This is a genomic window from Achromobacter sp., assembly GCF_032102605.1.
Lineage (GTDB): Bacteria > Pseudomonadota > Gammaproteobacteria > Burkholderiales > Burkholderiaceae_B > Achromobacter.
The window spans coordinates 413,613-439,018 of record NZ_DAMDGT010000001.1 but is presented as its reverse complement, the minus strand read 5'-3'; the positions used below and the strand labels follow the sequence as shown (position 1 = coordinate 439,018).

The window sequence follows — 25,406 nt, the reverse complement described above, 5'->3', positions numbered from 1 at the left end:
CACCGCCAGACATTCCCGCAATGCCCCACGCAGATGACAGCCTGGTCGAATATGCGCCGCTCGTGCGGAAGCTGGCCCTGCAATTGCTCGCCCGGCTTCCCGCCAGCGTCGAACTCGACGACCTGATACAAGCCGGCATGATTGGCCTGCTAGACGCCGTGCGTCGCTACCAGGAAACCGCCGACGCCCAGTTCGAGACCTACGCGACCACCCGCATTCGCGGCGCCATGCTCGACGAACTGCGCGGCCAGGACTGGCTGCCCCGCAGCGTCCGCACCAAGGCGCGCAAGATCGAACAGGCGATCCAGCAATTGGAACAGCGTTTGATGCGCGCGCCTACTGAAGCCGAGATCGCCGCGCAGCTCGACCTTCCGCTAAATGAGTACCAGACGCTGCTGCACGACGCCCAAGGCGTGCAGATCGTCCACTACGAAGACTTCACGACCGAACCCGACTCGGCCTCGGGCCAGGCCGACTGGTCCGCCACCCTGAACCACGGCTCGGCCAGCGGCAATCCGCTGGACTCGCTGCTGGCCGGTGATTTCCGCCAGGCCTTGATCCACGCCATCGACGCCCTGCCCGACCGCGAAAAGCTGCTGTTGTCGCTTTGCTACGAACAGGGGCTGAATTTGAAGGAAATCGGCGCGATCATGAATGTGACCGAGGCGCGGGTTTGCCAGTTGAGGTCGCAGGCGACCGCGCGGATACGCGCGAAGCTGAAGGATCAGGCCTGGCAGGAATTGCCCCAGGAGGGGCAGATCGCGCAGATTATTTAAGGGAACGGCGTCGACGATGGAGCCGGCCACCGCGCTATGTCTCATCCCGGCGATGTCAGCCAGCTGATGAACTTGATCGATAGAAACACGGGCGCCAAGGCGCCCGTTTTATTTCAGCGGCTCCCGGGCGCCCCCGGTTCTCGCATTTCGGCGATCCACGTACATCAGCGCCTGTTGCACTTTGAGACCGCCACACTTGGACACCTGCCCCACGCCCCACTCCGCTGGTCTCCATCCCGTGGGACCATTTCTGCGCTTGTTGCACTCTGCACCCGTAGCATTTCCGCCGCGTTGAATTTTTATCGACCACCATCGCGCCCGGAGTATTTGCGCTCTCAGATGCCGCCCAGACTCACAAATCTCTCATCGGACGCTGACTCTCCTAACATAGGCGCATGCCTGATTCAGAAAGACCTTTTACATAGAGCCGCCTTCGTCCAAGGGATACATCCTCCTCGGAAATATTCTTCACACAACAGCGATTCCCGGCCTGAACCATGGCCCAGAGCCACTCAGCAAGCCACAACAATACAAAAGACTTCGCGAAATAGGCCTAAAGATTGATTTTAGCCTGCCGTAATCCTGGCAACGGAGGGATTCGTAGACGCAAGTAAACGAACTTTCCCGTTAACACCAGTGGGCGGCCTAGCTGCCCAGTTTGAAGAAGCCTTTCTCTCTTGGGAGCCTGAACATGGCTGCAGTTATCAACACCAACTATCTGTCGCTGGTTGCTCAAAACAACCTGAACAAGTCGCAATCGTCGCTGGGCAACGCCATCGAGCGCCTGTCCTCCGGCCTGCGTATCAACAGCGCCAAGGATGACGCCGCTGGCCAAGCTATCGCCAACCGCTTCACGGCCAACATCAACGGCCTGACCCAAGCCGCCCGCAACGCCAACGACGGTATCTCGATCGCTCAGACGACCGAAGGCGCGCTGAACGAAATCAACAACAACTTGCAGCGTATTCGTCAACTGAGCACTCAGGCTGTCAATGGCACGAACTCCGATTCCGACCTGACGTCGATCCAGGACGAAATCAATCAGCGCCTGAGTGAAATCGATCGCGTGTCGGGCCAGACGCAATTCAACGGCGTGAAGGTGTTGGCCGCCGACAACAAGCTGACCATTCAAGTCGGTGCGAACGACAACGAAACGATCACCATCGATTTGAAGGAAATCACTGCCGACAAGCTCGGCCTGGGCGATTTCAACGTTGCTAGCGGCTCCATCAAGTTCAGCGACAGCATCGCTACCAAGGGCAGTGCCGCTGCAGCTTCGACGAACGTCCAAATTGCCGACGGCGACAGCAATGGTCAAGACGCCTTCGGTGCAGCCTTTGCTGCTAATTTTGCCAATGACGCTGCCGCTAAAACCTATCTCGGCGGCGCCGCTGCTGCCGATACGGGCGACACTACGACGGCAAACTCCGGTGCTGCCGCACATGCCGTCTACAGCGTGAAGATCGATGGCGGTGACTACTTCGTTTCGCTGGATGCGGATGCTGGCAATAAGGTCAATCTGCTGAAGCAAGACGGAGTTGGCGGCTACGCACAGGTGCAAGTCGACGGGCAAGACGTTCAAGTCGCGATGTTCGGCGGCAAACTGACTGCTTTCGCGGACGATGGCGCTGGTAATGCGGTTAAGGTCGACCTCACGGGTGGCGTTGATGGCGCCAAGCTCGGCAAGGCCCTGGCTTTCAACGATTCGAATCTGGTCGTGAACGTTGGCGGCAAGAACCTCAACGTGCACGAAATCTTGAAAGATGGCGTCGGCACGGGTCAGTACGGCGCTAAGGCCGAAGACGGCACCGTGTATGCAGTCACTGTGGATGGCGCGACCGGTAATGTCGAAGTAGCTGACGACGCGAGCGGCAACAAGGTCGAGTATGTCCTGAAGAAGGATGGCAGCGCCGAGGCTGTTCTGCGTGACGGCGACAAGATCCATTCGGCTGGCACCCCGACCTACGGCGTTGATGCTGTCAAGGGTGCTGAACTCTCCAAGGACGATTTGGGTTCGATGGCCACCATCAATCCGCTGAAGAAGCTCGACGATGCCCTGTCGCAAGTCGACCAACTGCGCAGCTCGCTCGGCGCAATTCAGAACCGTTTCGAATCGACCATCGCCAACCTGAACAACACGGTGAACAACCTGTCCGCCGCCCGTTCGCGTATCGAAGACGCCGACTACGCCACGGAAGTGTCGAACATGACCCGTGCGCAGATCCTGCAACAGGCCGGCACCTCGGTTCTGGCGCAAGCCAACCAAGTGCCGCAAACCGTTCTGTCGCTGCTGCGTTAATCACGCCGCAACGCCTGACGGTCGGGGACGGGCCGCAAGGCCATCCCCGTCAATGACGCCGGGTCTTTCGTACCCTGCCACAAACAAGCCGGCGAAAGCCGGCTTGTTTGCATTCCGCTGCAAGAAAAGGATACGCCTCGCCATGCCAGAACCAGCATCCTCTCACGACCATCGTTGGTGGGAGAACTATGCGATCCGCTACCTTGTTCCTACCATGACAAGCATGCTGTTCCTGCGATGGCTGCAACTGAGCGCCGGACATCTCTTTTCGTCCATCTTGCCGGCAGCCGGCCAACCTCGATCACACCCTTTCCAAGGACTCGACGTACCGGAACTGCTCATATGGGCAGGCAGCGGCTTTACTTTCGCCTACCTCGCTTCGCTACCGATTCTTGTATTTCACGCGACCCGCCCGCTCGACTCCGAGAATTCGCCCATGCGGGGACGTTTTTTTCGCCCGCTCATGGCAAGCATCCTGCTGATCGGCGCTGCGGCGCTGCTGATCTTGCTCAAGCATGTCTCGGTAGATGGGGGCCTATACGCGGCCGTAGGTGCAGTTCTGATCGTTCTTGCATTTAGCTCGTTCCAGGGACACCGCATCTGGCATGCGAGCCGACCGGATTTCCGGGCAGAAAAATTCGCCTGGGCTATCGCAAGCGCTCGCGTCTCGGGAGGAGTCTGGAAAACCGGGCAGGAAATAAACGAATACGTCACCTCCTACCGCCACCTGCGCGAGCATGGCAATGCCGCTTTCATTGTTCTGCTACAGGCTGCGCTTTGCGCCCTCCTTTATATCTGTCTGACGGCATCCAAGGACGAGGGCAAATGGGGAAGTTGGACGTCGTCTCAATGGATCGCGTATGGCTTGGCCCTATTGCTGCTCGTTTTGTGGATAGTCCCATCAGTCGCTATTCACTCCTTCAGCCAAAAGCTGGAAGCGGGCTTGATATTCAACCGCCCCTCCCCGGCTGCGTCGGGGCCAGCTGCCTCCACCGATCGAAATGGCGTTTTGCCGGCAGCCCCTCCCGCTCAAGCGTCGGCAATCCCATCGCCTTCGCCAGCGACCACTGCCCAGCGCTTCAAGGCACGGGTGCGCATACTCAAGACCGTTTCCCACTTTTCGCCCTGGCTGCTGCCATTGGCGTTTTGTCCACCCGTCCTGATTCTGTGGAACCATAGCAACGATCTGCATTACCCAAGTTTGGTGATGCTCGCGATCAGCGGCACCGCCGGACTAGGAACATTGCTTTTTTTAGGCAGCCTGATGTGGCTACTGTGGATACTGAGCTTGGCCCTGCCGTCTTCGCTGGTCGCAATGGTCACCTCGGCGTATGGTCCCGGCAGAGTCCCGCGACGCTTGGCGCTGGCATGGACATTGTTGTGCTTGGCCGCAGCCGGGTGGACTTACACCGTGATTCAGCTTTCGGCTACGCCACCGACATGGCTGCTCGTTCTCTTCTACGTTGCGCCGGCTCTGTTGATAGGCCTGGCCGTCGGGAGCAGCCCTCCCGATGCAATAGCGCCATCCAAGATTGGCGGCGTTCAGCGACGCAACACTTTTCTGGTGGGTATACCGGCGTTTTTCATTGCATTGATGGTGCTGTTTCTGCTCCTGCTGCCGTTCTTCCTGATGAGCCGAGCCTACGGCAAGGAACCTGATAGCATTCTCCTTGTTGTCGGTGTGGTCGCCTTCACTTTTCTCGGTGCGCTGGTGCCCGGGATTCTTTTTACCTGGAGCAACCGAAAAAGCAGACCGGCGGATCGCGAACCGATGTCTATCGGCACCTTCGCTGGCATTCTGCTCATTCCGCCATTCTTGTCCTTCATTCTGCTGACTGCCCTCAAGCAACAAGTCAACTATCTGACGCTGGTTTCTTCGGGCATTGTCGACAAGGGCGGCGACAGGGCGAGGCCCAGCCTTTACCGCTTACCGGATAAATGGACCGATCAAGACCGATTGCTTATCAATAGTTTTCCGCCCTTGAGCCTCTGTGCCAGAACGGTCACCTCGCAGCCGGAACCCGCTGCGTGGGTCTGCGGATACCGAAATTTCTCATTCGGCGCCACGCAGTTGGTCTGTGACAAGCCCTATTCGGACGAGATTGGACGATTCACGGAAGCTCCGCTCACCTGCCTCACGCTGGTCGGCAATCAGATTGTCAATCTAACCAACCTGCCGAGGCCGGGACGAGTCCCATAGGCCTGTCAGATCACGGAGGCGGTTTAAATATGAAATGCTGCCTCCCCTGCCACCTTCTCGCTTTTTGAGAAACGCGTAGGCAACGCGGCGCTGCGCTCTATACCGCAGTCGGCTCAACGATCCATGTAGCTTCGGCTTGCAAACTGACGACTGAGACCACTAGCAAGGGCGACAAGATTATCGAGGCTAAAGACGCCGGATGCGGCTTTCACCAAGCTGGACAAGCTAAGCGGGGAACAGGGTGCCGTGCGAACTTCTGGAATCGGCAACCACCAAACTAAGCCACATCACCGATAATCCGGCGTTAGTCCGCTCGTATGTTCAAGATGCGGACTACGCCACGGAAGCCTCGAACATGAGCGGGGCTCAGTGTTAGTGCGCATGCCGCCGGCACTACGTCCTCACCCTCCGCTACCGGAGCTGTCGGCGTCCTTGGTCGCGCTACGACAGCGACCGCAATTTCCATTGCGCCTCGCCGCAAGAAGCGGCAGGGGCACTAGCGAGTCTTCACAGATTGTCCGCTCGGCAATCCGTCGCCAAGCCCCGATTTTTCTCTTCTATTCAGTGTTTGACACTGCAAGCCGATGCCTCATAATCGCCCCCGCATGACTTTGTATCTATAGTTTTCTTAATATGACCGCGACGCCACCTGATCCACTCGCTACGCAGCATGGCAGCACCACGGATCCAGACTTTCAGGCGCCGGTGGATGAGCAGACCCTGCGTCTGCGCGAAGAGAACCGCGCGCTGCGCGAATTGCTGGCCGCGCAGGCGGCGATTCCCACCCATGAACCTGGCCTGCTGCGGCGGCTGTGCTGGTGGCTGATTTCCGCGCCGGGCGCGGCGCTGGTGGGCTGGCGCAGCCTGCTGGGCCGCGATGGCGGGCAGCCGATAACGGGCAAGCGGGTGGGCTACGCCACGCTGACCGTGCTCTATACGCTGGCGATCTATGGCGCGCTGGTGTTGCTGGTGGTGTCCTGGAGCTCGCCGAACACGCCGCGCTACGGCGCATCGGCGGCCGGGCCGGTGCGGGTGCCGCTGGCGCCGTTGCCGAAGCTGGGCGCGGATGGCGCTGGCTCCGAAGCGCGGTCTTCGGCCGCGCCCGGCGCTACGTCCGAGGCGGACGCCGGCACGACGCCGGATCCCGTTTCGACCGAACCGCCGTCCGCTCCCGGCGTGACCCAGGAACATGCCGGGTTGGCCGATGCGACAACATCGCAGGCCGCCGAGTCTCCCCTTGGATCAACGCAGGTGCCGGCCGTGGCGGCCGCGCCCGAGTCATCCCCTGTCCCGACGGAGGCGACAGCTGGCGCCTCCGGCACCGTTGCGGCAGCCGCCGGCCAACACGCCGGGCCCCAATCGACCTTGCGCATGACGGAGATTCCCGCCGAGGATCCCTTGGCCTGGCTGGGCGAGCTGAGAAGCGAATTGGCGCGTTGCGCCGAGCTGGGTTTCTTCGAGCGTCCGGACTGCGCATGGGAAGCTCGCAAGCAAATCTGCGAACCGCACCGCGCTTGGGGCACGGTGCAGGAATGCCCGACGCGGCCTTAGCTCGCGGAGCCAACTTCCGCGTGAACATTCGGTGACACCGGCGCGGAATGCTTTGCATCAAACCGCAAGTCTGCGCAATAATGCTGCGACCCGGCTCGTGCCGGGCGACACGCATTGGGAATTCCTGGACATGGACGCTTCGATCAACAATACCGTCAATGCCGCCCTGGCTTTGCAGGACGTGAACCTCAATCAGGAAATCCAAGCCCGGTTGCTGAAGAAGGCGCTGAACGCGCAGGCCGATACCGCGCTGACGCTGATGCAGTCGCTGCCCGTGCTGGCGGTGGATGCCACGCTGGGCTCGCGCATCGACACTCACGCCTGATCGGTTCAGCGATTAAAAAAAGCGCCGGTCCCTGAAAGGGGCCGGCGCTTTTGCTTTGCGTCAAGCGGCGGGCCGCCCGGCGTTTACTTCTTTTTCATCGGCGGCAGGTCCGTGCAGACGCCTTCCGCGACTTCGGCCGCCATGCCCACCGATTCACCCAGGGTCGGGTGCGGGTGGATGGTCTTGGCGATGTCGACGACGTCGGCGCCCATTTCCACGGCCAGGGCCAGTTCGCTGATCAGGTCGCCAGCGTGGGTGCCCACAATGCTGCCGCCCAGGATGCGATGCGTTTCCGCGTCGAAGATCAGCTTGGTAAAGCCTTCGTCGCGGCCATTCGCGATGGCGCGGCCGGAGGCGGCCCACGGGAACACGCCCTTCTCGATCTTGATGCCCTGCTTCTTGGCTTCGTCTTCGGTCAGGCCGACCCACGCCACTTCCGGATCGGTGTAGGCCACCGACGGAATGACGCGCGCGTCGAAGAAGGACTTCTGGCCGGCGGCGGCTTCCGCCGCGACGTGGCCTTCATGCACGGCCTTGTGGGCGAGCATGGGTTGGCCGACGATGTCGCCGATGGCGTAGATGTGCGGCACGTTGGTGCGCATCTGGCGATCGACCTCGATGAAACCGCGGTCGGTCACGGCGATGCCCGCCTTGTCGGCGCCGATCTTCTTGCCGTTGGGGCTGCGGCCCACGGCCTGCAGCACCAGGTCGTAGCGCTGGGGTTCCTTGGGAGCGCCCTCGCCTTCGAAGGTGACGTAGATGCCGTCCTTCCTGGCTTCCGCGCCCACGGTCTTGGTCTTCAACATGATGTTGTCAAAGCGGTAGGCGTTCTTCTTCTGCCATACCTTGACCAGGTCGCGGTCGGCGCCCTGCATCAGGCCGTCCAGCATTTCCACGACGTCCAGGCGTGCGCCCAGCGTGGAGTACACCGTGCCCATTTCCAGGCCGATGATGCCGCCGCCGACGATGAGCATCTTCTTGGGGACTTCACGCAGCAGCAATGCGCCGGTGGAGTCGACGATGCGCTCGTCCTGGGGCATGAACGGCAGCTTCACGGACTGGCTGCCGGCGGCGATGATGGCCTGCTTGAAGCGCAGGGTCTGCGACTTGCCGTCGGCGCCCTTGACGGTCAGGTGGTTGGCGTCGGCGAATTCGCCCACGCCCGTCACCACGGTGACCTTGCGGGCCTTGGCCATGCCGGCCAGGCCGCCGGTCAGCTTGGCGACCACGCTGTCCTTGTAGCCGCGCAGCTTGTCCAGGTCGATCTTGGGCTCGCCGAAGCTGATGCCGTGGGCGGCCAGTTCGCGAGCCTCGTCGATGATGGCGGCGTTGTGCAGCAGCGCCTTGGACGGGATGCAGCCCACGTTCAGGCAGACGCCGCCCAGCGTGCTGTAGCGTTCCACCAGGACCACGGACAAGCCCAGGTCGGCGGCGCGGAAGGCGGCGGAATAGCCGCCGGGGCCCGCGCCCAGCACCAGCATGTCGTATTCGGCGTCGGCCGAACCGCTGTAGGTCGCGGCGGCTGGCGCTGCGGCCTTGGCGGCGGGGGCTGCGGCCTGCTTGGCGTCTTCCTTGGCGGCGGGCTTGGCGTCGGCCTTGGGGGCCTCTTGCTTCGCAGCGCCTGCGTCAGCCGCACCTGAGGCGGTCCCTTCGACTTCCAGCACGACCGCGCCTTCGGCGACCTTGTCGCCGACCTTCACGGCGATGGATTTCACCACGCCGCCCTGCGACGCGGGGATTTCCATGGAGGCCTTGTCGGATTCGACGGTGATCAGGCTTTGCTCGGCCTTGATCGTGTCGCCCACGGCCACCAGGACTTCAATGACTTCCACTTCCTTGAAGTCGCCGATGTCCGGCACTTTGATTTGAACGGTATTGCTCATAGGGCTCCCCGTTTACAGCGCGATGCGGCGGAAGTCGGCCAGCAAGGCGCCCAGATAGGCGTTGAAGCGGGCGGCCGAGGCGCCGTCGATGACGCGGTGGTCGTAGGACAGCGACAGCGGCACGATCAGGCGCGGCACGAACTGCTTGCCGTCCCAGACGGGCTTGTGCGCCGAGCGCGACACACCCAGGATCGCCACTTCAGGGGCGTTGATGATGGGCGTGAACGACGTGCCGCCGATGCCGCCGAGCGACGAGATCGAGAAGCAGCCGCCCTGCATTTCTGCGGGCGAGATCTTGCCGTCGCGGGCCTTCTTGGACAGGTCGGTCATTTCCTGCGCGATCTGCAGGATGCCCTTCTTGTCGGCGTCGCGAATGACAGGCACCACCAGCCCGTTGGGCGTGTCGGCGGCGAAGCCGATGTGGTAGTACTGCTTGAGCACCAGGTTGTCGCCGTCCAGCGAGGCGTTGAACTCGGGGAATTTCTTCAGGGCCGCGACGACGGCCTTGATCAGGAAGGCCAGCATCGTGACCTTGATGCCCGACTTCTCGTTTTCCTTGTTCAGCGTGACGCGCAGCGCTTCCAGATCGGTGATGTCCGCTTCGTCGTTGTTGGTGACGTGCGGGATCATGACCCAGTTGCGATGCAGGTTCGCGCCGGAGATCTTCTTGATGCGCGACAGCGGCTTGGCTTCGATCGGGCCGAACTTGGTGAAGTCGACCTTCGGCCACGGCAGGAGGCCCAGCGCGGCGCCATCGGCCGAACCGCCGGCAGCGGCGGCCGGAGCCGCAGACAGGGCCTGTTTGACGAAGCCGCGGACGTCGTCGGCGGTGATGCGGTCCTTGGGACCGGAGCCCTTGACCTTGCTGAGGTTCACGCCCAGTTCGCGCGCGAACTTGCGCACCGACGGCGATGCATGCGGCAGCTGGCCGGGCTTGAGGTTGGCGTCTTCCAGCGCGGCGGCCGGGGCCGGACGCGATGCAGCCGCGGGCGCGGGGGCTGCCTCGGCCTTGGCTTGTTCCTTGGCGGCCGGAGCCGGAGCGGCTTCAGCCTTGGCGGCCGGCGCAGCGCTCTGCTGCGCGCCGCCTTCCACGACCACCACGACCGAACCCTTGGCGACCTTGTCGCCAACCTTGACCTTCACTTCCTTGACCACGCCGCCTTGCGACGCCGGGATCTCCATCGAGGCCTTGTCGGACTCGACGGTGATCAGGCTTTGCTCGGCCTTGATGGTGTCGCCGACCGCGACCATGACTTCGATGACTTCGACTTCCTTGAAGTCGCCGATGTCGGGCACTTCGATCTCGACCGGGCCGCTGGCGGCGGCCGGCGCCGACGCTTCAGCCTTGGGCGCGGCGGCTGCCGCCTGCTTGGGCGCTTCCTGGGCGGCCGGCTTGGCTTCGGCCTTGGGAGCCTCTTCCTTGGCGGCGCCCGCGTCGGCCCCTTCGACTTCCAGCACGACCGTGCCTTCGGCGACCTTGTCGCCGACCTTCACGGCGATGGACTTCACCACGCCGCCTTGCGACGCGGGGATTTCCATCGAGGCCTTGTCGGACTCGACCGTGATCAGGCTTTGCTCGGCCTTGATCGTGTCGCCCACGGCAACCAGCACTTCAATGACTTCCACTTCCTTGAAGTCGCCGATGTCGGGAACCTTGATTTGCACGATGTTGCTCATGTCTTTTTACCCTCAGGCGTATTGCGGGTTGGCTTTGTTCGGATTGATGCCGTACTTCTTGATGGCCTCGGCCACCTTCGCAACCGGCACCTTGCCTTCGTCGGCCAGCGCGCGCAGCGCGGCGACCACGACGAAGTGGCGGTCCACTTCGAAGTGCTCGCGCAGCTTCGAGCGGAAATCCGAGCGGCCGAAACCGTCGGTGCCCAGCACCTTGTATTCGCGGCCCTTGGGAACGAACGGACGGATCTGGTCCGCAAACAGCTTCATGTAGTCGGTCGACGCGATGATCGGGCCTTCCGTCTTGGCAAGCTGTTCCGTGACGTAAGCCACCTGCGGCTTCTTCTCGTCGGGGTGCAGCATGTTGTGACGCTCGGCGTCCAGGCCATTGCGGCGCAGTTCGGTGAAGCTGGTGACGCTCCAGAGGTCGGACGCGACGTCCCAGTCGGCGGCCAGCAGTTCCTGGGCGGCCATGACTTCGCGCAGGATCGTGCCCGAACCCATGAGCTGCACGCGGTTCTTGCCCTTGCCGTGCGACTTCAGCTTGTACATGCCCTTGATGATGCCTTCCTCGTCGCCCTTGGTCAGACCGGGCTGCGGGTAGTTTTCGTTCATCACCGTCAGGTAGTAATAGACGTTTTCCTGGTCTTCCACCATGCGCTTCAGGCCATGCTGGATGATGACGGCCAGTTCATGGCCGAACGTCGGGTCGTAGGACACGCAGTTCGGGATGGTGGACGCCAGGATGTGGCTGTGGCCGTCTTCGTGCTGCAGGCCTTCGCCGTTCAGCGTCGTGCGGCCGGCGGTGCCGCCCAGCAGGAAGCCGCGCGCCTGCATGTCGCCGGCGGCCCAGGCCAGGTCGCCGATGCGCTGGAACCCGAACATCGAGTAGTAGATGAAGAACGGGATCATGATGCGGTTGTTCGAGGAGTACGACGTGGCCGCCGCAATCCACGAGCTCATCGCGCCCGCTTCGTTGATGCCTTCCTGCAGGAGCTGGCCGTCGGCCGCTTCCTTGTAGTACATGACCTGGTCCTTGTCGACCGGGGTGTACTTCTGGCCTTCCGGCGCGTAGATGCCGATCTGGCGGAACAGGCCTTCCATGCCGAAGGTGCGCGATTCGTCGGCCAGGATCGGCACGACGCGCGGGCCCAGTTCCTTGTCGCGCAGCACCTGGTTCAGGATGCGCACGAAGGCTTGGGTGGTGGAGATTTCACGGCCTTCGGCGGTGGGTTCCAGCACGGCCTTGAAGGCGTCCAGCGCGGGGGCCTTCAGTTGCTCGTCGGCCTTGGCGCGACGGCGCGGCAGGTAGCCGCCCAGCGCGGCGCGACGCTCGTGCAGGTACTTCATTTCGGGCGAGTCTTCGGCCGGCTTGAAGTACGGAAGGTCTTCCAGCTTGTCGTCCGGGATGGGGATGCCGAAGCGGTCGCGGAATTCGCGGATCGAATCCAGCTCCAGCTTCTTTTGCTGGTGGGTCGGGTTCTTGGCCTGGCCCACGTGGCCCATGCCATAGCCCTTGATGGTCTTGGCCAGGATGACGGTCGGCTGGCCGGTGTGGGTGGTGGCCGACTTGAAGGCGGCGTACACCTTGTGGGGATCATGACCGCCACGGTTCAGGCGCCAGATGTCCTCGTCGCTCATGCGCGACACGGCTTCCAGCAGCTTCGGGTGCTTGCCGAAGAAGTGCTCGCGGACGAACTTGCCGTCGTTGGCCTTGTACGCCTGGTACTCGCCGTCCACGGTTTCTTCCATGATCTGGCGCAGGATGCCTTCCTTGTCGTGCGCAAGCAGCGGATCCCAGTAACCGCCCCAGATCAGCTTGATCACGTTCCAGCCCGAACCGCGGAAGTCGCCTTCCAGTTCCTGGATGATCTTGCCGTTGCCGCGAACCGGGCCGTCCAGGCGCTGCAGGTTGCAGTTGATGACGAAGATCAGGTTGTCGAGCTTTTCGCGGGCCGCCAGCGCGATGGCGCCCAGCGACTCGGGTTCGTCCATTTCGCCGTCGCCGCAGAACACCCAGACCTTGCGGTTGCTGGTGTCGGCGATGCCGCGGGCGTGCAGGTACTTCAGGAAGCGGGCCTGGTAGATGGCCATCAGCGGGCCCAGGCCCATGGACACGGTGGGGAACTGCCAGAAGTCCGGCATCAGCTTCGGATGCGGGTACGAGGACAGGCCCTTGCCGTCGACTTCCTGGCGGAAGTGGTTGAGCTGCTCTTCGGTCAGGCGGCCTTCAAGGTAGGCGCGGCCGTACATGCCCGGCGAGGTGTGGCCCTGGAAGTAGACCAGGTCGCCGCCGTGCTTGTCGTCTTCGGCGTGCCAGAAGTGGTTCTGGCCGCAGCCGATCATGGTGGCCAGCGAGGCGAACGACGCGATGTGGCCGCCCAGGTCGCCGCCGTCCGGCGGGTTGTGCTTGTTGGCCTTGACGACCATGGCCATGGCGTTCCAGCGAACGTACGAGCGGATGCGCGTTTCCAGTTCCAGGTTGCCCGGGTGCGCCGGCTCCAGGCCGGGGGGAATCGTGTTGACGTAAGCGGTATTCGGCGAGAACGGAATGTGCGCGCCGGAGCGACGGGCTTCGTCGATCAGGCGTTCCAGCAGGTAATGGGCGCGCTGCGGTCCTTCGCGATCGAGGACTGCCGCCAGGGCTTCGAGCCACTCCTGGGTTTCAAGGGTGTCTTCGTCGTTGGCGGCCAGCAAGGCGCCTGCCTGGGCGTTAGAGGACATCGTGTGTCTCCTGTTTGGGTTCGTTCGTGACCACACACCCGCTTATTTATCTACTCGCGGACATTGCATGGTAGCCGGGATCATCCGGGCTACCATGCAATGCATGGGGTCGGGGTGTTCTAAGGACCTGCCAGGGCCGGTTTCCCTATCAGGCGGCATTCTAAGAAAGAAGATTAACCGCTCGCAAGGAAAATTTCATGTTGCGGTACGGCATTTCATAATGCGGAAACTTGAACGGAAGCTGAATAGCTGATTGCAATACTTTTTACGGGCTAGGCTGAATGGAGGGCTTGATTCCCGGCAATTCCCTTCCAACACGCACTAAAATGCGCGGTCTACCGGCCCCGAATTCCATGTCCAGCGCGCCCAAGTCCAACATACCCACGCCTTTCCACGACCACGCCCGCACCCGTCGGCGCGGGGTGTACTGGGTCACGCCCGCGATGGTGCTGATCCTTTATATCTGTGTGATGGCGGTGTTCTTCTGGCTGCAGCGCATCCATGACGACAGCGTCATGTTTGTCACCATCGACCAGGAACTCCGCCAGCAACGCCTGATCTGGGTCGTGCTGGCGCTGTCGTGCGTGATCGTCATCAGCCTGCTGATGCTGTGGCGCTATACGCGCTTCCGTTCCACCGCCGAAGCCGCCCTGATCGCCGAGACCGGATTCCGGCGCGCGATGGAAAATTCCATGTCCACCGGCATGCGCGTGCTGGATATGGAAGGCCGCATCGCCTATGTGAATCCCGCATTCTGCCGGATGATCGGCTGGAACGAAGCCGACCTGATCGGCCGCAGCCCGCCCTTCCCGTACTGGGTGCCGGGCCGCCACGAACAACACCAGCACACGCTGGACGTATTGATGTCCGGCAAGACGCCCAGCAGCGGCCTGGAGGTCGAGGCGCAGCGCCGCGATGGATCGCGCTTCACGGCGCGGATGTACGTGTCGCCCCTGCTCGATCCCAACGGCAACCAGATCGGCTGGATGACGTCCATGACCGACATTACCGAACCCAAACGCATCCGCGAGGCCCTGACCGCCGCGCACGAGCGCTTCATGACGGTGCTGGAGGGCCTGGACGACGCCATTTCCGTCACCGCCGACACCCACGACGGGCTGGAACTGCTGTTCGCCAACCGCACCTACCGCCGCGTGTTCGGGGCGCAGACGGGCGGCCACGACGAACTGCTGGCCGGCCGCCGCGGCCGCTTCACCGACGAATCCGTCGAAGTCTTCGCGCCATCCGTGCAGCGCTGGTTCGAAGTCCACCACCGCATGCTGGCCTGGACGGACGGCCGCCGCGTGCGCATGCAGGTGGCCCGCGACATCACCGAGCGTCGGGTCCACGAAGAGGCCTCGCGCGTCCAGCAGGAAAAGATCCAGCTCACCAGCCGCCTGACGACGATGGGCGAAATGGCCTCGTCGCTGGCGCATGAACTGAATCAGCCGCTGACCGCCATCGCCAACTACAGCATGGGCGCGGTGGCGCTGGTCAAGGCCGGCCACACCAGCCCCAACATGCTGCTGCCCGCGCTGGAAAAAGCCGCGTCGCAGGCCGAGCGCGCCGGCAAGATCATCAGCCGCATCCGCGAATTCGTGAAGCGCAGCGAGCCGCGCCGCCAGCGCGTGGCCATCGGCCGGATTGTCGACAACGCCATTGGATTTGCCGAGATCGACGCCCGCAAGCGCCGCATCCGCATCGACAGCTTCGTGCCCTCGAACGCCCCGGACGTCCTGGCCGACCCCATCCTGATCGAGCAGGTTCTGCTGAACCTGCTGAAGAACGGGCTGGAGGCCATGGAAAAGAGCGAGTCCGACGAGCTTAAGGTTGCCGTAATTCTGCACGAGCAGCATATCGAGGTGGCGGTGGTCGACCGCGGCCACGGCCTTGCAGAACCCGAGCGCCTGTTCGAACCCTTCTTCAGCACCAAGTCCCAGGGCCTGGGCATGGGGCTGAACATCTGCCGTACCATTATTGAATCGCACCACGGCCGCCTGTGGGCGGATCCCAATCCCGCCGGCGGTACTATCTTCCGCTTCACCCTGCCCTGCGCTGCAACCCAGACGCAGGCCCAGAACGATCAGTCCGAGGAGTTGCACGCATGAACACGCCCCACCTGTCGAGCACGGTATTCATTGTCGACGACGACGAAGCGGTCCGCGATTCGCTGCGCTGGCTGCTGGAAGCCAACGGATACCGCGTTCGCGCCTACCCCAGCGGCGAGTCGTTCCTGGAAGACTACGACGCCAGCCAGGTCGGCGTGCTGATCGCCGACGTGCGCATGCCGGGCATGAGCGGCCTGGAATTGCAGGAACAACTGATCGCCCGCAATGCGCCGCTGCCCATCGTGTTCATCACCGGTCACGGCGACGTGCCCATGGCCGTGTCCACCATGAAGAAGGGCGCGGTCGACTTCCTGGAAAAGCCCTTCAATGAATCCGACCTGCGCGAAATCGTTGCGCGCATGCTGGAGCAAGCCACGCAGCGCGTCAGCAAGCACCAGGCCCAGAAGGATCACGAAGCCATGCTGGCGCGCCTGACCGCGCGCGAGCAGCAGGTGCTGGAGCGCATTGTCGCCGGCCGCTTGAACAAGCAGATCGCCGACGACCTGGGCATCAGCATCAAGACCGTCGAGGCGCACCGCGCCAACATTATGGAAAAACTTGAAGTGACTACCGTTGCAGATCTGATGAAAGTGGCCTTGGCCAAACCCGAGGCACATGCATGACCGCTAGGATTATTGACGGCGCGGCCCTGTCGCAGCGCATTCGCGAAGAAGTCGCCCAACGTGTCGCGGCCCTGGCCGCCAAGGGCACCCGCCCCGGCCTGGCCGTGGTGCTGGTGGGCGCCGACCCCGCGTCGCAAGTGTATGTGCGCAACAAGGTCGCCGCCTGCGAAAAGGCCGGCCTGCATTCCGTGAAAGAGCAGTACCCCGCCGAGATGACCGAGGCCGAACTGCTGGCCCGCATCGACGTTCTGAACCAGGATCCGACCATCCACGGCATCCTGGTCCAGCTTCCGCTGCCCAAGCACATGGACGCCCACAAGGTCATCGAGGCCATCGCGGCCGAGAAGGACGTGGACGGCTTTCATGTCAGCAACGCGGGCCTGCTCATGACCGGCCAGCCGCTGTTCCGTCCCTGCACGCCCTATGGCGTGATGAAGATGCTGGAATCCGAGGGCGTCACGCTGCGCGGCGCCGAGGCCGTGATCGTGGGCGCCAGCAACATCGTGGGCAAGCCCATGGCCATGCTGCTGCTGCAGGCCGGCGCCACCATCACGATCTGTAATTCCAAGACGCGCGACCTGGCGGCCCAGACCCGCCGCGCCGACGTCCTGGTGGTCGCCACCGGCAAGCCGGGCATGATCGACGGTTCGATGATCAAGCCCGGCGCCGTCGTCATCGACGTGGGCATCAACCGCGGCGCCGACGGCAAGTTGTGCGGCGACGTGGATTTCGCGTCCGCCAAGGAAGTGGCCGGCGCCATCACGCCGGTGCCGGGCGGTGTCGGCCCCATGACCATCGCCATGCTGCTGGTCAACACGGTCGAGGCGGCGGAACGCGCGGCGGCGGCCTGATCGGAATAGGCGCCCGGAGTCGGCCGATGACGCCGGCGCCGGGCGGCATTTCGGGAAGTATCGGTGTCTGACACCTGCGCGAGACAGTCTTCAAGCATGAACCGCTGTCTCCGGGGTGCCAGACACCTGACAAATGCGCAAATCGGCCACCCATTGGCGTCTGACACTCGCATGAAGCAGGCTTCAGGCATGAACCGCCGTCTCCCGGGTCTCCGTCAGCCGACGATTGACATGCTGTTTGCCCGGCCATCACGCCTGCGCACCTTGCGTTTGGGCGATTTGCCCTTACCTGATCCTTATCTCCATCGCCGGCGCGCCGACCGCGCCGCCCGCCCTCATTCAAGCCGGTAACACCATGACCCAGAATCCCCTGCTCGCCCCTGTTTCCGACCTGGTCGATTACGCGGCCGTCAAGCCCGGGCACATCGTGCCCGCCGTCGAGGAACTGCTGGGCATCGCCCGCAAGGCCGTCGACCACGCCGCCGACCCCGCCCTTGCGCCCACCTGGGAAGCCGTGGCCGAGCCCCTGGATACCGCGTCCGAACGCCTGTGGCGCGCCTGGTCGGTGGCGGGCCATCTGAACGCCGTGGTCAACACGCCCGAACTGCGCGAGGCCTACAACGCCGCCCTGCCCCTGGTGACCGAATTCTCCACGTGGGTGGGCCTGCACGAAGGCCTGTACAAGCAATACCAGCGCCTGGCCGCCGCCCCCGATTTTGCGTCGTGGACGCCGGTGCGCCGCCGCATCGTCGAAATGGCCTTGCGCGACTTCCGCCTCAGCGGCGTCGAACTTCAAGGCGCCGACCGCGACCGCTATGCCGAAATTTCCGACCGCGAAGCCCAAGCCTCGCAGAAGTTCTCGGAAAACGTCCTGGATTCCATCGACGCCTGGTCGCTGTTCGTGGAAGACGAAGCGCGCCTGGCCGGCATTCCGGCCGACGTGCAAGCCGCGGCCCGCGCCGCCGCCGAGGAAGACGGCAAGCCGGGCTGGAAGCTGACGCTGAAGATGCCCTGCTACCTGCCGGTGATGCAGTACGCGCAAGACCGCTCGCTGCGTGAAGCGCTGTACCGCGGCTACGGCACGGTGGCGTCCGAACAGGGCGAAGCCAAGTTCGACAATTCCCCGCTCATCGAAGAATTGCTGGCCTTGCGCGCCGAAGAATCCGGCCTGCTGGGCCTGGGCACGTTTGCCGCCCTGCGCCTGCAGACGCGCATGGCCCGCGACGCCAAGGAAGTCACCGAATTCCTGCGCGACCTGGCCGCGCGCGCCAAGCCCTACGCGCAGCGCGACCTGGCCGAACTGACGGCCTATGCCACCGGCGAGCTGGGGCTGGACAGCCTGCAGCCCTGGGACGTCGCCTATGCCTCCGAACGCCTGCGCGAATCGCGCTATGCCTACTCGGAAGACGAGGTGAAGCAGTATTTCACCGAACCGCGCGTGCTGGCGGGCCTGTTCGACGTCATCCAGACCCTGTTCGACGTGCGCCTGACGGAAACGCCGGTGTCATCCTGGCACGCCGACGTGCGCGGCGTTCGGGTGGAAAGCCCCGACGGCAAGCTGATCGGCCACCTGTACCTGGACCTCTACGCGCGCGCCGGCAAGCAGAACGGCGCCTGGGTCGACAGCGAGCGCACGCGCCGCGTCGTGGCCGGCAAGCTGCAGACGCCCATCGCGTACCTGACGTGCAATTTCTCGCGCCCCAACGGTGATCGCCCCGCCGTGCTGACGCACGACGACGTCATCACGCTGTTCCATGAAACCGGCCACGCCCTGCACGCGCTGCTGTCCGAGGTCGACGAACCCGGCGCCGCCGCGTTCGCCAGCGTGGAATGGGACGCCATCGAACTGCCTTCGCAGTTCATGGAGAACTTCTGCTGGGAATGGGCCGTGGTGCAAAAGCTGTCTGCCCACGTGGACTCCGGCGAACCGCTGCCGCGCGCGCTGTATGACCGCATGGTCGCCGCCCGCAACTACCAGAGCGGCATGCAGACCGTGCGCCAGATCGAATTCGCGCTGTTCGACATGCTGATGCATGACCGCAGCAAGGGCGCCTCGATCTCCGAGGTGCTGGCCCTGCTGCAGGATGTGCGCAAGGAAGTCGCGGTGCTGTTCCCGCCCGCCTGGCATCGCCTGCCGCACGCCTTTTCGCACCTGTTCGCCGGCGGCTACGGCGCCGGCTATTACAGCTACAAGTGGGCCGAGGTCCTCTCGGCCGATGCGTACGAGGCCTTCGAAGAGGCCGCCGCGAAACAGGCCGGCAACGCGCTGGGCACGCTGGATCCCGAAACCGGCGCGCGGTTCCGCCGCGAAGTGCTGGCCGTGGGCGGTTCGCGCCCCGCGGCGGATTCCTTCGCCGCATTCCGCGGCCGCGCGCCGCGCATCGACGCGCTGCTGCGCCACAGCGGCATGACGGCAAGCTGATGCCTCACCGGCGCGCCGGTGTCTGACGCCCTCGCGATGCTGCTGCGCAATGCAGCGCGCTTTCGCAGGGTGTGAACGATCGGCGCACCATAGCTTCTCGCCTCTGTCCCAAGACGGCCCGCCTTCGCGCGGGCCTATTTTTTGGTCGCGCTTGCGGCGGCACAAGACTGCGGCGCCCCGCCCCGCTTGCGCGCCCCGCAGCAGGTAGAATCCGGAAGGTTTACCCCTTTCCGGCTACTGGACTCATGCGACACCTCATTTCCGGCCGCGCCTTTCGCGGCCTGCTGTTGGCTTTGTGCGTGTTTCTTGCCGCCTGCGGCGACAGGAACGTCGACTGGACGCTCTACAACGTGAAGGGCCACCTGCCGGACCTGAAGTTCTCGCTGCCCGGCGCGGGCGGCAAAACCGTCAGCAGCGACGACCTCAAGGGCAAGACGGTGCTGCTGTTCTTCGGCTACGCAAGCTGCCCCGACATCTGCCCGACCACCATGGCGCAACTGACCGCGGTGCTGCAGAACCTGGGCGACAAGGCCAAGGACGTGCGCATCCTGTTCGTCAGCGTGGATCCGCACCGCGACACACCCGACATCCTGCAGGCCTACGTCAACGCCTTCAACAACAACGCCATCGGCGTCACCGGCGACGAAAAGCAGATCGCCGACCTGGCCCGCCGCTACCGCGTGGCCTACCAGATCGAAAAGCCCCGCCCCGGCGACGACGCCGACATGTACGAGGTCACGCACAGCCGCGGCGTGTACATATTCGACAAGGACGGCCGCGCGCGGCTCCTGGCGTCCGACACCGACAGCATCGAGGCGCTGACCAAGGACGTCCGCCAGCTCATCGACCTGACTTCCTGATCCTGGCGAGGCGGCGCCCCGCCAGCGGGGTCCGCACACCAGTTGTTACAGCGACGGCGCGCGGGCCGTGGGTATCATCAGTCCACCTCGCCCCTTTTACCTAGCAAGGAGTACGCGCATGAGCATCATCATCATGATCATCGTCGGGTTCATCGTGGGCCTGATCGCCCGCGCCATCATGCCCGGGGACCAGAACATGGGGATCATCATGACCACCATTCTGGGCATCATCGGCGCCGTCGTGGCCGGCTTCCTTGGCCAGTCGCTTGGCTGGTATCAGCCGGGCGAGCCCGCAGGCTGGATCGGATCCGTCGTCGGCGCGATCATCGTGCTGTTCGTGGTGGGCCTGATCGCCAAAAAGCGCACCTGACGTACCCGCCAGGCGGAAATAAAAAACGGGCCGATCGCAAGATCGGCCCGTTTTGCATGGACGGCGCCCGAAGAGCCGGCAGGACTCAGCCGGCCGGCGTGGCCGCAGCCTCCACCGTGCGTTCGGTCCAACCGCCCCCCAGCACCTTGTACAAGGTGACCAGGTTGGCCAGGCGAGCCAGACGCGTGTCGACCAGCGCCTGCTGCGAGGTGTACAGCGAGCGTTGGGAATCCAACACGCTCAGGTAGTCGTCGATGCCCTGGCGGAAGCGTTGTTCCGACGCGTCGTAGGCGCGCTGGTTGGCGTCCACCAGCAGGCGCTGCGCCTCGATCTGTTCGTCCAGCGTGCCGCGCCCGGCCAGGGCGTCGGCGACCTCGCGAAAGCCCGTCTGGATGGACTTTTCGTACTGCGCCACCTGGATGTTCTTCTGCACCTTGGCCAGGTCAAGGCCCGCCAGCAGCGAGCCGCCCGCGAAGATGGGCACGGTGATCTGGGGCACGAAGCTCCAGGCGCCGGAGCCGCCCTCGAACAGGCCGCCCAGACTGGCGCTGGCGGTGCCGGCCGAGCCCGTCAGGCTGATGGTGGGGAAGAACGCCGCGCGCGCCGCGCCGATGTTGGCGTTGGCGCCCTTGAGCTGGTGCTCGGCGGCACGAATGTCCGGGCGGCGCACCAGCAGGTCCGACGGCAGGCCGGCGGGCAGCGTGGTGGGCAGCATGCCGTCGTCCAGCTTGACCGCGCTGTCCAGCGCCGCCGTCATTTCAGGCGACATGGGCTGGCCCACCAGCAGCACCAGCGCATTGCGGTCCTGCGCGGCCTGGCGCGTGTATTGCGACAGGTTGCGCTGGGCCGTGCGCAGCGACACTTCGGCCTGGCTCAGGTCCAGCGCCGTGGACAGGCCCTGGTCATAGCTCTGCTTGGTCAGGTTGAACGAGTCTTCCTGGCTCTTGAGCGTGTCGCGAGTCAGGCTGAGCAGCTCCTGGTCGGCGCGCAGCGTCAGGTAGGCGTTGGCGACTTCGGCGATCAGCGTGAGCTGGGTCGCCGTGCGCGTCTCGTCCAGCGCCAGGTAGGATTCCAGCGCCTGGTCGCTGAGGCTGCGGATGCGGCCGAACAGGTCCAGTTCCCAGGCGGACATGGCGGCGCCCACCTGGTAGCTGTGGCTGGTGGTGGCCTGGCCGCTGGGCGACAGGTCGGCCGGCGTGCGCTGGGCCGAATTCTGGCCGGCGACGCCGACGCTGGGCAGCAGGTCGGCGCGCTGGATGCGGTACTGGGCGCGCGCCGCTTCGACGTTCAAGGCCGCCACGCGCAGGTCGCGGTTGTTCACCAGCGATTGTTCTATCAGCTGTTGCAGCAGCGGATCGCCGAAGAAGTCGCGCCAGCCGATATCGGCCACGGCCATGCCGCCCGGCGCGGCCGCCTGGGCCGCGTTGTAGGCCGCACCCGTGGGATAGGCCGTATCGATCGGCGCGTCCGGGCGTTCGTACGTGGGGGCCAGCGAGCAGCCCGCCAGGGCCGCCGCCAGGGAAACAGACAACAGGGTTCTCATCGGGAGTTTCATTACGGTTGACCCTCCGCCGGCACGTCGTGCGCGGTCTTGGCGCTGGTATCGTGCTTGTCGACGTTTTCGCTCATGCGCTTGACCTTGAATACGCGCAGCATGATCACGAAGAAGGCCGGAACGAAGAAGATGGCCAGGAAGGTGCCGGTCAGCATGCCGCCGATCACGCCCGTGCCGATGGCGTTCTGGCTGCCCGAGCCCGCGCCGCTGGAGATCGCCAGCGGGGTCACGCCCAGGATGAACGCCAGGGACGTCATCAGGATGGGACGCAGGCGCTGGCGGGCGGCGTGGATGGCCGACTCGGTCAGGCTGGCGCCCGCCTCGTAGTGCTCCTTGGCGAACTCCACGATCAGGATGGCGTTTTTGGCCGCCAGCCCGATTGTGGTGAGCAGACCCACCTGGAAGTACACGTCGTTCGACAGGCCGCGCATCAGCGTCGCCAGCAGCGCGCCGATGATGCCCAACGGAACCACCAGCATCACCGCGGACGGGATGGTCCAGCTTTCATACAGCGCCGCCAGGCACAGGAACACCACGATCAGCGAGATCGCGTAGAGCGCCGGCGCCTGCGCGCCGGACAGGCGTTCTTCGAAGGACAGCCCCGTCCATTCGAAGCCCACGCCCACCGGCAGCTTGGCCGCCAGGCGTTCCATTTCTTCCATGGCCGCGCCCGAGCTGTAGCCCGGCGCCGCCTGGCCCTGGATGTTGTACGACGGCACGCCGTTGTAGCGATTCAACTTCTGCGGACCGAAGCTCCAGGTTGCGCTGGAGAACGCCGAGAACGGCACCATGTCGCCATCCTTGTTGCGCACGTACCATTTGTTCAGGTCTTCCGGCAGCATGCGCGACGAGGCCTCGCCCTGCGCGAACACCTTCTTCACGCGGCCGCGGTCGATGAAGTCGTTGACGTACGACGACCCCCAAGCGGTAGCCAGCGTGCTGTTGATGTCCGACACGGCCACGCCCAGTGCGCGGGCCTTTTCGCGGTCGATGTCCAGCTGGTACTGCGGCGCATCCTCGATGCCGTTGGGACGCACGCCCACCAGCACCGGGCTCTTGCCGGCTTCGCCCAGAAGCTGGTTGCGCGCGGCAAGCAACTTTTCGTGGCCCACGCCCGCGCGGTCCATCAACTGGAAGTCAAAGCCGGTGACGTTGCCCAGTTCCATCACGGACGGCGGCGGCACCACGAACAGTTGCGCGCGGCGCTCGGTCTTGCCGAAATGCGCGTTGGCGCGCGCCGCCACGGCGGCAGCCTTCAGGCTGGCGTCGCCGCGTTCTTCCCAGTCGCGCAGCTTGATGAACAGGATGGACGCGTTCTGGCCGCGGCCGCCGAAGTTGAAGCCGTTGACCGCGAACACCGAGGTCACCGCGTCTTTTTCTTCGGTCAGCAGGTAGTTGGTGGCGTCGTCGATGACGGCCTTGGTGGCCTCGGCGGTGGCGCCGGCGGGCGTCTGGATCTGGGCGAACAGAATGCCCTGGTCTTCGGCCGGCAGGAACGCAGTCGGGATGCGGGTGAACATCCAGCCCATCGCGATGACCAGGGCCAGGTACACCACCATCAGGCGCTTGGTGCGGTTCAGCCCGCGCGCCACGGTGTTGGCGTAGCCGTTGCTGCTGCGCTCGAACGTGCGGTTGAACCAGCCGAAGAAGCCCTTCTTGGCGCCGTGATGGCCCTTGGGAATGGGCTTGAGCAGCGTGGCGCACAGCGCCGGCGTGAACACGATGGCCACGATGACGGACAGCACCATGGACGACACGATCGTGATCGAGAACTGGCGATAGATCACGCCCGTGGACCCGCCGAAGAACGCCATGGGAATGAACACGGCGGCCAGCACCATCGCGATGCCGATCAGCGCGCCGGTGATCTGGCTCATGGACTTGCGCGTGGCCTGCTTGGGTGTGAGGCCCTCTTCGGCCATCACCCGCTCGACGTTTTCGACCACCACGATGGCGTCGTCAACCAGCAGGCCGATGGCCAGCACCATCCCGAACATGGTCAGGGTATTGATGGAATATCCGAACGCCGCCAGCACGCCGAACGTGCCCAGCAGCACCACCGGCACGGCCAGCGTGGGGATGATCGTGGCGCGGAAGTTCTGCAGGAACAGATACATCACCAGGAAGACCAGGATGATGGCTTCGACCAGCGTCTTGAACACTTCGTGGATCGACAGGCTGACGAACGGCGTCGTGTCATACGGATAGACGACGTCCATGCCCGGCGGGAAATACGGCTTCAGGTTGTTGATGGTGTCGCGCACCGCCTGCGCCGTATCCAGCGCATTGGCGCCCGGCGCCAGCTTGATCGCCAGGCCGGAGGCCGGCTTGCCGTTGTAGAAGCTGTCGATGGCGTAGGTCTGGCCGCCGAGTTCGATGCGCGAGACATCGCCCAGGCGCACCTGCGAGCCGTCGGAATTGACCTTCAGCAGGATCTGGCCGAAGTCCTCGGCAGTCTGCAGGCGCGACGGTCCGATGATCGTGGCGTTGAGCTGCTGGCCGCGCACGGACGGCAGGCCGCCCAGTTGCCCGGACGACACCTGCACGTTCTGTTCCTTGATCGCGGTGGTGACGTCGACCGTCGTCAGCCCGTAATTGACGAGCTTGGCGGGATCCAGCCAGATGCGCATCGCGTACTGCGAACCGAAAAGCTGGAAGTCGCCCACGCCCTGCGTGCGGCTGATGGGATCCTGGACGTACGACGCGACGTAGTCGGCCAGGTCGTCCTTGGTCATCGTGCCGTCGGTGGACACGAAGCCTGCCACGATCAGGAAGTTCTTCGTGGCCTTGGTGACGCGGATGCCCTGCTGCTGCACTTCCTGCGGCAGGAGCGGCTGCGCCAGCGCCAGCTTGTTCTGGACCTGCACCTGCGCGGTGTCGGGGTTGGTGCCCTGCTTGAAGGTCAGCGTGATGGACATGCTGCCGTCGGAATTGCTTTCCGAGGAGATGTACTGCAGGCCGTCGAGCCCGTTCATCTGCTGTTCGATCACCTGCACCACGGTGTCCTGCACGGTCTGCGCGGACGCGCCCGGGTAGGTCACCGCGATGCCGATGGCGGGCGGCGCGATGTTGGGGTACTGGGCGACCGGCAATTGCAGGATGGACAGCGCGCCGGCCATCATCAGCACGATCGCGATCACCCAGGCAAAAACCGGCCTATCGATAAAAAACTTTGCCATGCATGG

At 64.1% G+C, this 25,406-nt stretch carries 16 protein-coding genes; 11 read left to right on the top strand and 5 right to left on the bottom strand.

Going from position 1 to position 25,406, the window contains the following annotated elements; all coding sequences use genetic code 11:
* Positions 1-20: 20 nt before the first annotated feature.
* The 5 genes from RT614_RS02035 to RT614_RS02015 all read left to right on the top strand — a co-directional run bounded on the left by RT614_RS02035 (position 21) and on the right by RT614_RS02015 (position 7,151).
* The gene (locus RT614_RS02035) at positions 21-776 is read left to right on the top strand and encodes an RNA polymerase sigma factor FliA (RefSeq protein ID WP_313619919.1); all 756 of its coding nucleotides are present in this window, start codon (positions 21-23) and stop codon (positions 774-776) included.
* Positions 777-1,467: 691 nt separating this feature from the next.
* Positions 1,468-3,075 carry a flagellin gene (locus RT614_RS02030; protein ID WP_313619918.1) on the top strand — a complete coding sequence of 536 codons (1,608 nt, stop codon included), beginning with the start codon at positions 1,468-1,470 and terminating at the stop codon, positions 3,073-3,075.
* A gap of 103 nt (positions 3,076-3,178) precedes the next feature.
* Complete coding sequence (locus RT614_RS02025; RefSeq protein ID WP_313619916.1) at positions 3,179-5,275, top strand: hypothetical protein; 2,097 nt, start codon at positions 3,179-3,181, stop codon at positions 5,273-5,275.
* A 705-nt stretch (positions 5,276-5,980) separates the two neighbouring features.
* Entirely contained in the window at positions 5,981-6,826 is an 846-nt protein-coding gene (locus RT614_RS02020; RefSeq protein ID WP_313619915.1) for a hypothetical protein, read from the top strand.
* A 52-nt stretch (positions 6,827-6,878) separates the two neighbouring features.
* A complete protein-coding gene (locus RT614_RS02015) occupies positions 6,879-7,151 on the top strand; it encodes a YjfB family protein (RefSeq protein ID WP_313619914.1) in 273 nt (90 codons plus the stop codon).
* Between the two features lie 83 nt (positions 7,152-7,234).
* On the opposite strand, the gene lpdA is transcribed toward RT614_RS02015, so the two are convergent.
* From lpdA to aceE, 3 genes are read right to left on the bottom strand one after another with little or no spacing between them, the layout of a single operon-like run.
* Positions 7,235-9,034 (bottom strand): dihydrolipoyl dehydrogenase, encoded by a 1,800-nt coding sequence (gene lpdA, locus RT614_RS02010; RefSeq protein ID WP_313619912.1) that lies wholly within the window; start codon positions 9,032-9,034, stop codon positions 7,235-7,237.
* 12 nt (positions 9,035-9,046) lie between these two features.
* Positions 9,047-10,711 carry a dihydrolipoyllysine-residue acetyltransferase gene (gene aceF, locus RT614_RS02005; protein WP_313619911.1) on the bottom strand — a complete coding sequence of 555 codons (1,665 nt, stop codon included), beginning with the start codon at positions 10,709-10,711 and terminating at the stop codon, positions 9,047-9,049.
* Between the two features lie 12 nt (positions 10,712-10,723).
* Positions 10,724-13,432 (bottom strand): pyruvate dehydrogenase (acetyl-transferring), homodimeric type, encoded by a 2,709-nt coding sequence (gene aceE, locus RT614_RS02000; protein WP_313619910.1) that lies wholly within the window; start codon positions 13,430-13,432, stop codon positions 10,724-10,726.
* A 353-nt stretch (positions 13,433-13,785) separates the two neighbouring features.
* Here aceE and RT614_RS01995 point away from each other — a divergent pair, with 353 nt between their 5' ends.
* The 6 genes from RT614_RS01995 (at position 13,786) to RT614_RS01970 (ending at position 20,666) form a co-directional block, all read left to right on the top strand.
* Positions 13,786-15,540, top strand: coding sequence for a PAS domain S-box protein (locus RT614_RS01995; protein WP_313619909.1), 1,755 nt, complete (start codon positions 13,786-13,788; stop codon positions 15,538-15,540).
* Entirely contained in the window at positions 15,537-16,163 is a 627-nt protein-coding gene (locus tag RT614_RS01990; protein ID WP_313619907.1) for a response regulator transcription factor, read from the top strand. Before RT614_RS01995 ends, RT614_RS01990 begins: the two co-directional genes overlap by 4 nt.
* Positions 16,160-17,014: a bifunctional methylenetetrahydrofolate dehydrogenase/methenyltetrahydrofolate cyclohydrolase FolD gene (gene folD, locus RT614_RS01985; protein ID WP_313619906.1), complete on the top strand. Its 855-nt coding sequence runs from the start codon at positions 16,160-16,162 to the stop codon at positions 17,012-17,014. The genes RT614_RS01990 and folD overlap by 4 nt, the downstream gene beginning before the upstream one ends.
* 355 nt (positions 17,015-17,369) lie before the next feature.
* Positions 17,370-19,436 (top strand): M3 family metallopeptidase, encoded by a 2,067-nt coding sequence (locus RT614_RS01980; protein WP_313619904.1) that lies wholly within the window; start codon positions 17,370-17,372, stop codon positions 19,434-19,436.
* Between the two features lie 245 nt (positions 19,437-19,681).
* Positions 19,682-20,296 carry an SCO family protein gene (locus RT614_RS01975; RefSeq protein WP_313619903.1) on the top strand — a complete coding sequence of 205 codons (615 nt, stop codon included), beginning with the start codon at positions 19,682-19,684 and terminating at the stop codon, positions 20,294-20,296.
* 118 nt (positions 20,297-20,414) lie between these two features.
* On the top strand, positions 20,415-20,666 hold the full coding sequence (locus RT614_RS01970) for a GlsB/YeaQ/YmgE family stress response membrane protein (RefSeq protein WP_008158223.1): 252 nt from the start codon (positions 20,415-20,417) through the stop codon (positions 20,664-20,666).
* Between the two features lie 85 nt (positions 20,667-20,751).
* On the opposite strand, the gene adeC is transcribed toward RT614_RS01970, so the two are convergent.
* Both adeC and RT614_RS01960 read right to left on the bottom strand, forming a co-directional pair.
* Positions 20,752-22,221, bottom strand: coding sequence for an AdeC/AdeK/OprM family multidrug efflux complex outer membrane factor (adeC, locus tag RT614_RS01965; RefSeq protein WP_313619901.1), 1,470 nt, complete (start codon positions 22,219-22,221; stop codon positions 20,752-20,754).
* A complete protein-coding gene (locus RT614_RS01960) occupies positions 22,221-25,400 on the bottom strand; it encodes an efflux RND transporter permease subunit (RefSeq protein ID WP_313619899.1) in 3,180 nt (1,059 codons plus the stop codon). The genes adeC and RT614_RS01960 overlap by 1 nt, the downstream gene beginning before the upstream one ends.
* Positions 25,401-25,406: the final 6 nt, after the last annotated feature.

Bases quoted from the DNA above. Each gene is read 5' to 3' on its own strand.
- aceE (WP_313619910.1), bottom strand. From the start codon at position 13,432: ATGTCCTCTAACGCCCAGGCAGGCGCCTTGCTGGCCGCCAACGACGAA.
- RT614_RS01975 (WP_313619903.1), top strand. From the start codon at position 19,682: ATGCGACACCTCATTTCCGGCCGCGCCTTTCGCGGCCTGCTGTTGGCT.
- RT614_RS01980 (WP_313619904.1), top strand. From the start codon at position 17,370: ATGACCCAGAATCCCCTGCTCGCCCCTGTTTCCGACCTGGTCGATTAC.
- RT614_RS01995 (WP_313619909.1), top strand. From the start codon at position 13,786: ATGTCCAGCGCGCCCAAGTCCAACATACCCACGCCTTTCCACGACCAC.
- aceF (WP_313619911.1), bottom strand. From the start codon at position 10,711: ATGAGCAACATCGTGCAAATCAAGGTTCCCGACATCGGCGACTTCAAG.
- RT614_RS02035 (WP_313619919.1), top strand. From the start codon at position 21: ATGCCCCACGCAGATGACAGCCTGGTCGAATATGCGCCGCTCGTGCGG.
- adeC (WP_313619901.1), bottom strand. From the start codon at position 22,221: ATGAAACTCCCGATGAGAACCCTGTTGTCTGTTTCCCTGGCGGCGGCC.
- RT614_RS01970 (WP_008158223.1), top strand. From the start codon at position 20,415: ATGAGCATCATCATCATGATCATCGTCGGGTTCATCGTGGGCCTGATC.
- folD (WP_313619906.1), top strand. From the start codon at position 16,160: ATGACCGCTAGGATTATTGACGGCGCGGCCCTGTCGCAGCGCATTCGC.
- lpdA (WP_313619912.1), bottom strand. From the start codon at position 9,034: ATGAGCAATACCGTTCAAATCAAAGTGCCGGACATCGGCGACTTCAAG.
- RT614_RS01960 (WP_313619899.1), bottom strand. From the start codon at position 25,400: ATGGCAAAGTTTTTTATCGATAGGCCGGTTTTTGCCTGGGTGATCGCG.
- RT614_RS02030 (WP_313619918.1), top strand. From the start codon at position 1,468: ATGGCTGCAGTTATCAACACCAACTATCTGTCGCTGGTTGCTCAAAAC.
- RT614_RS01990 (WP_313619907.1), top strand. From the start codon at position 15,537: ATGAACACGCCCCACCTGTCGAGCACGGTATTCATTGTCGACGACGAC.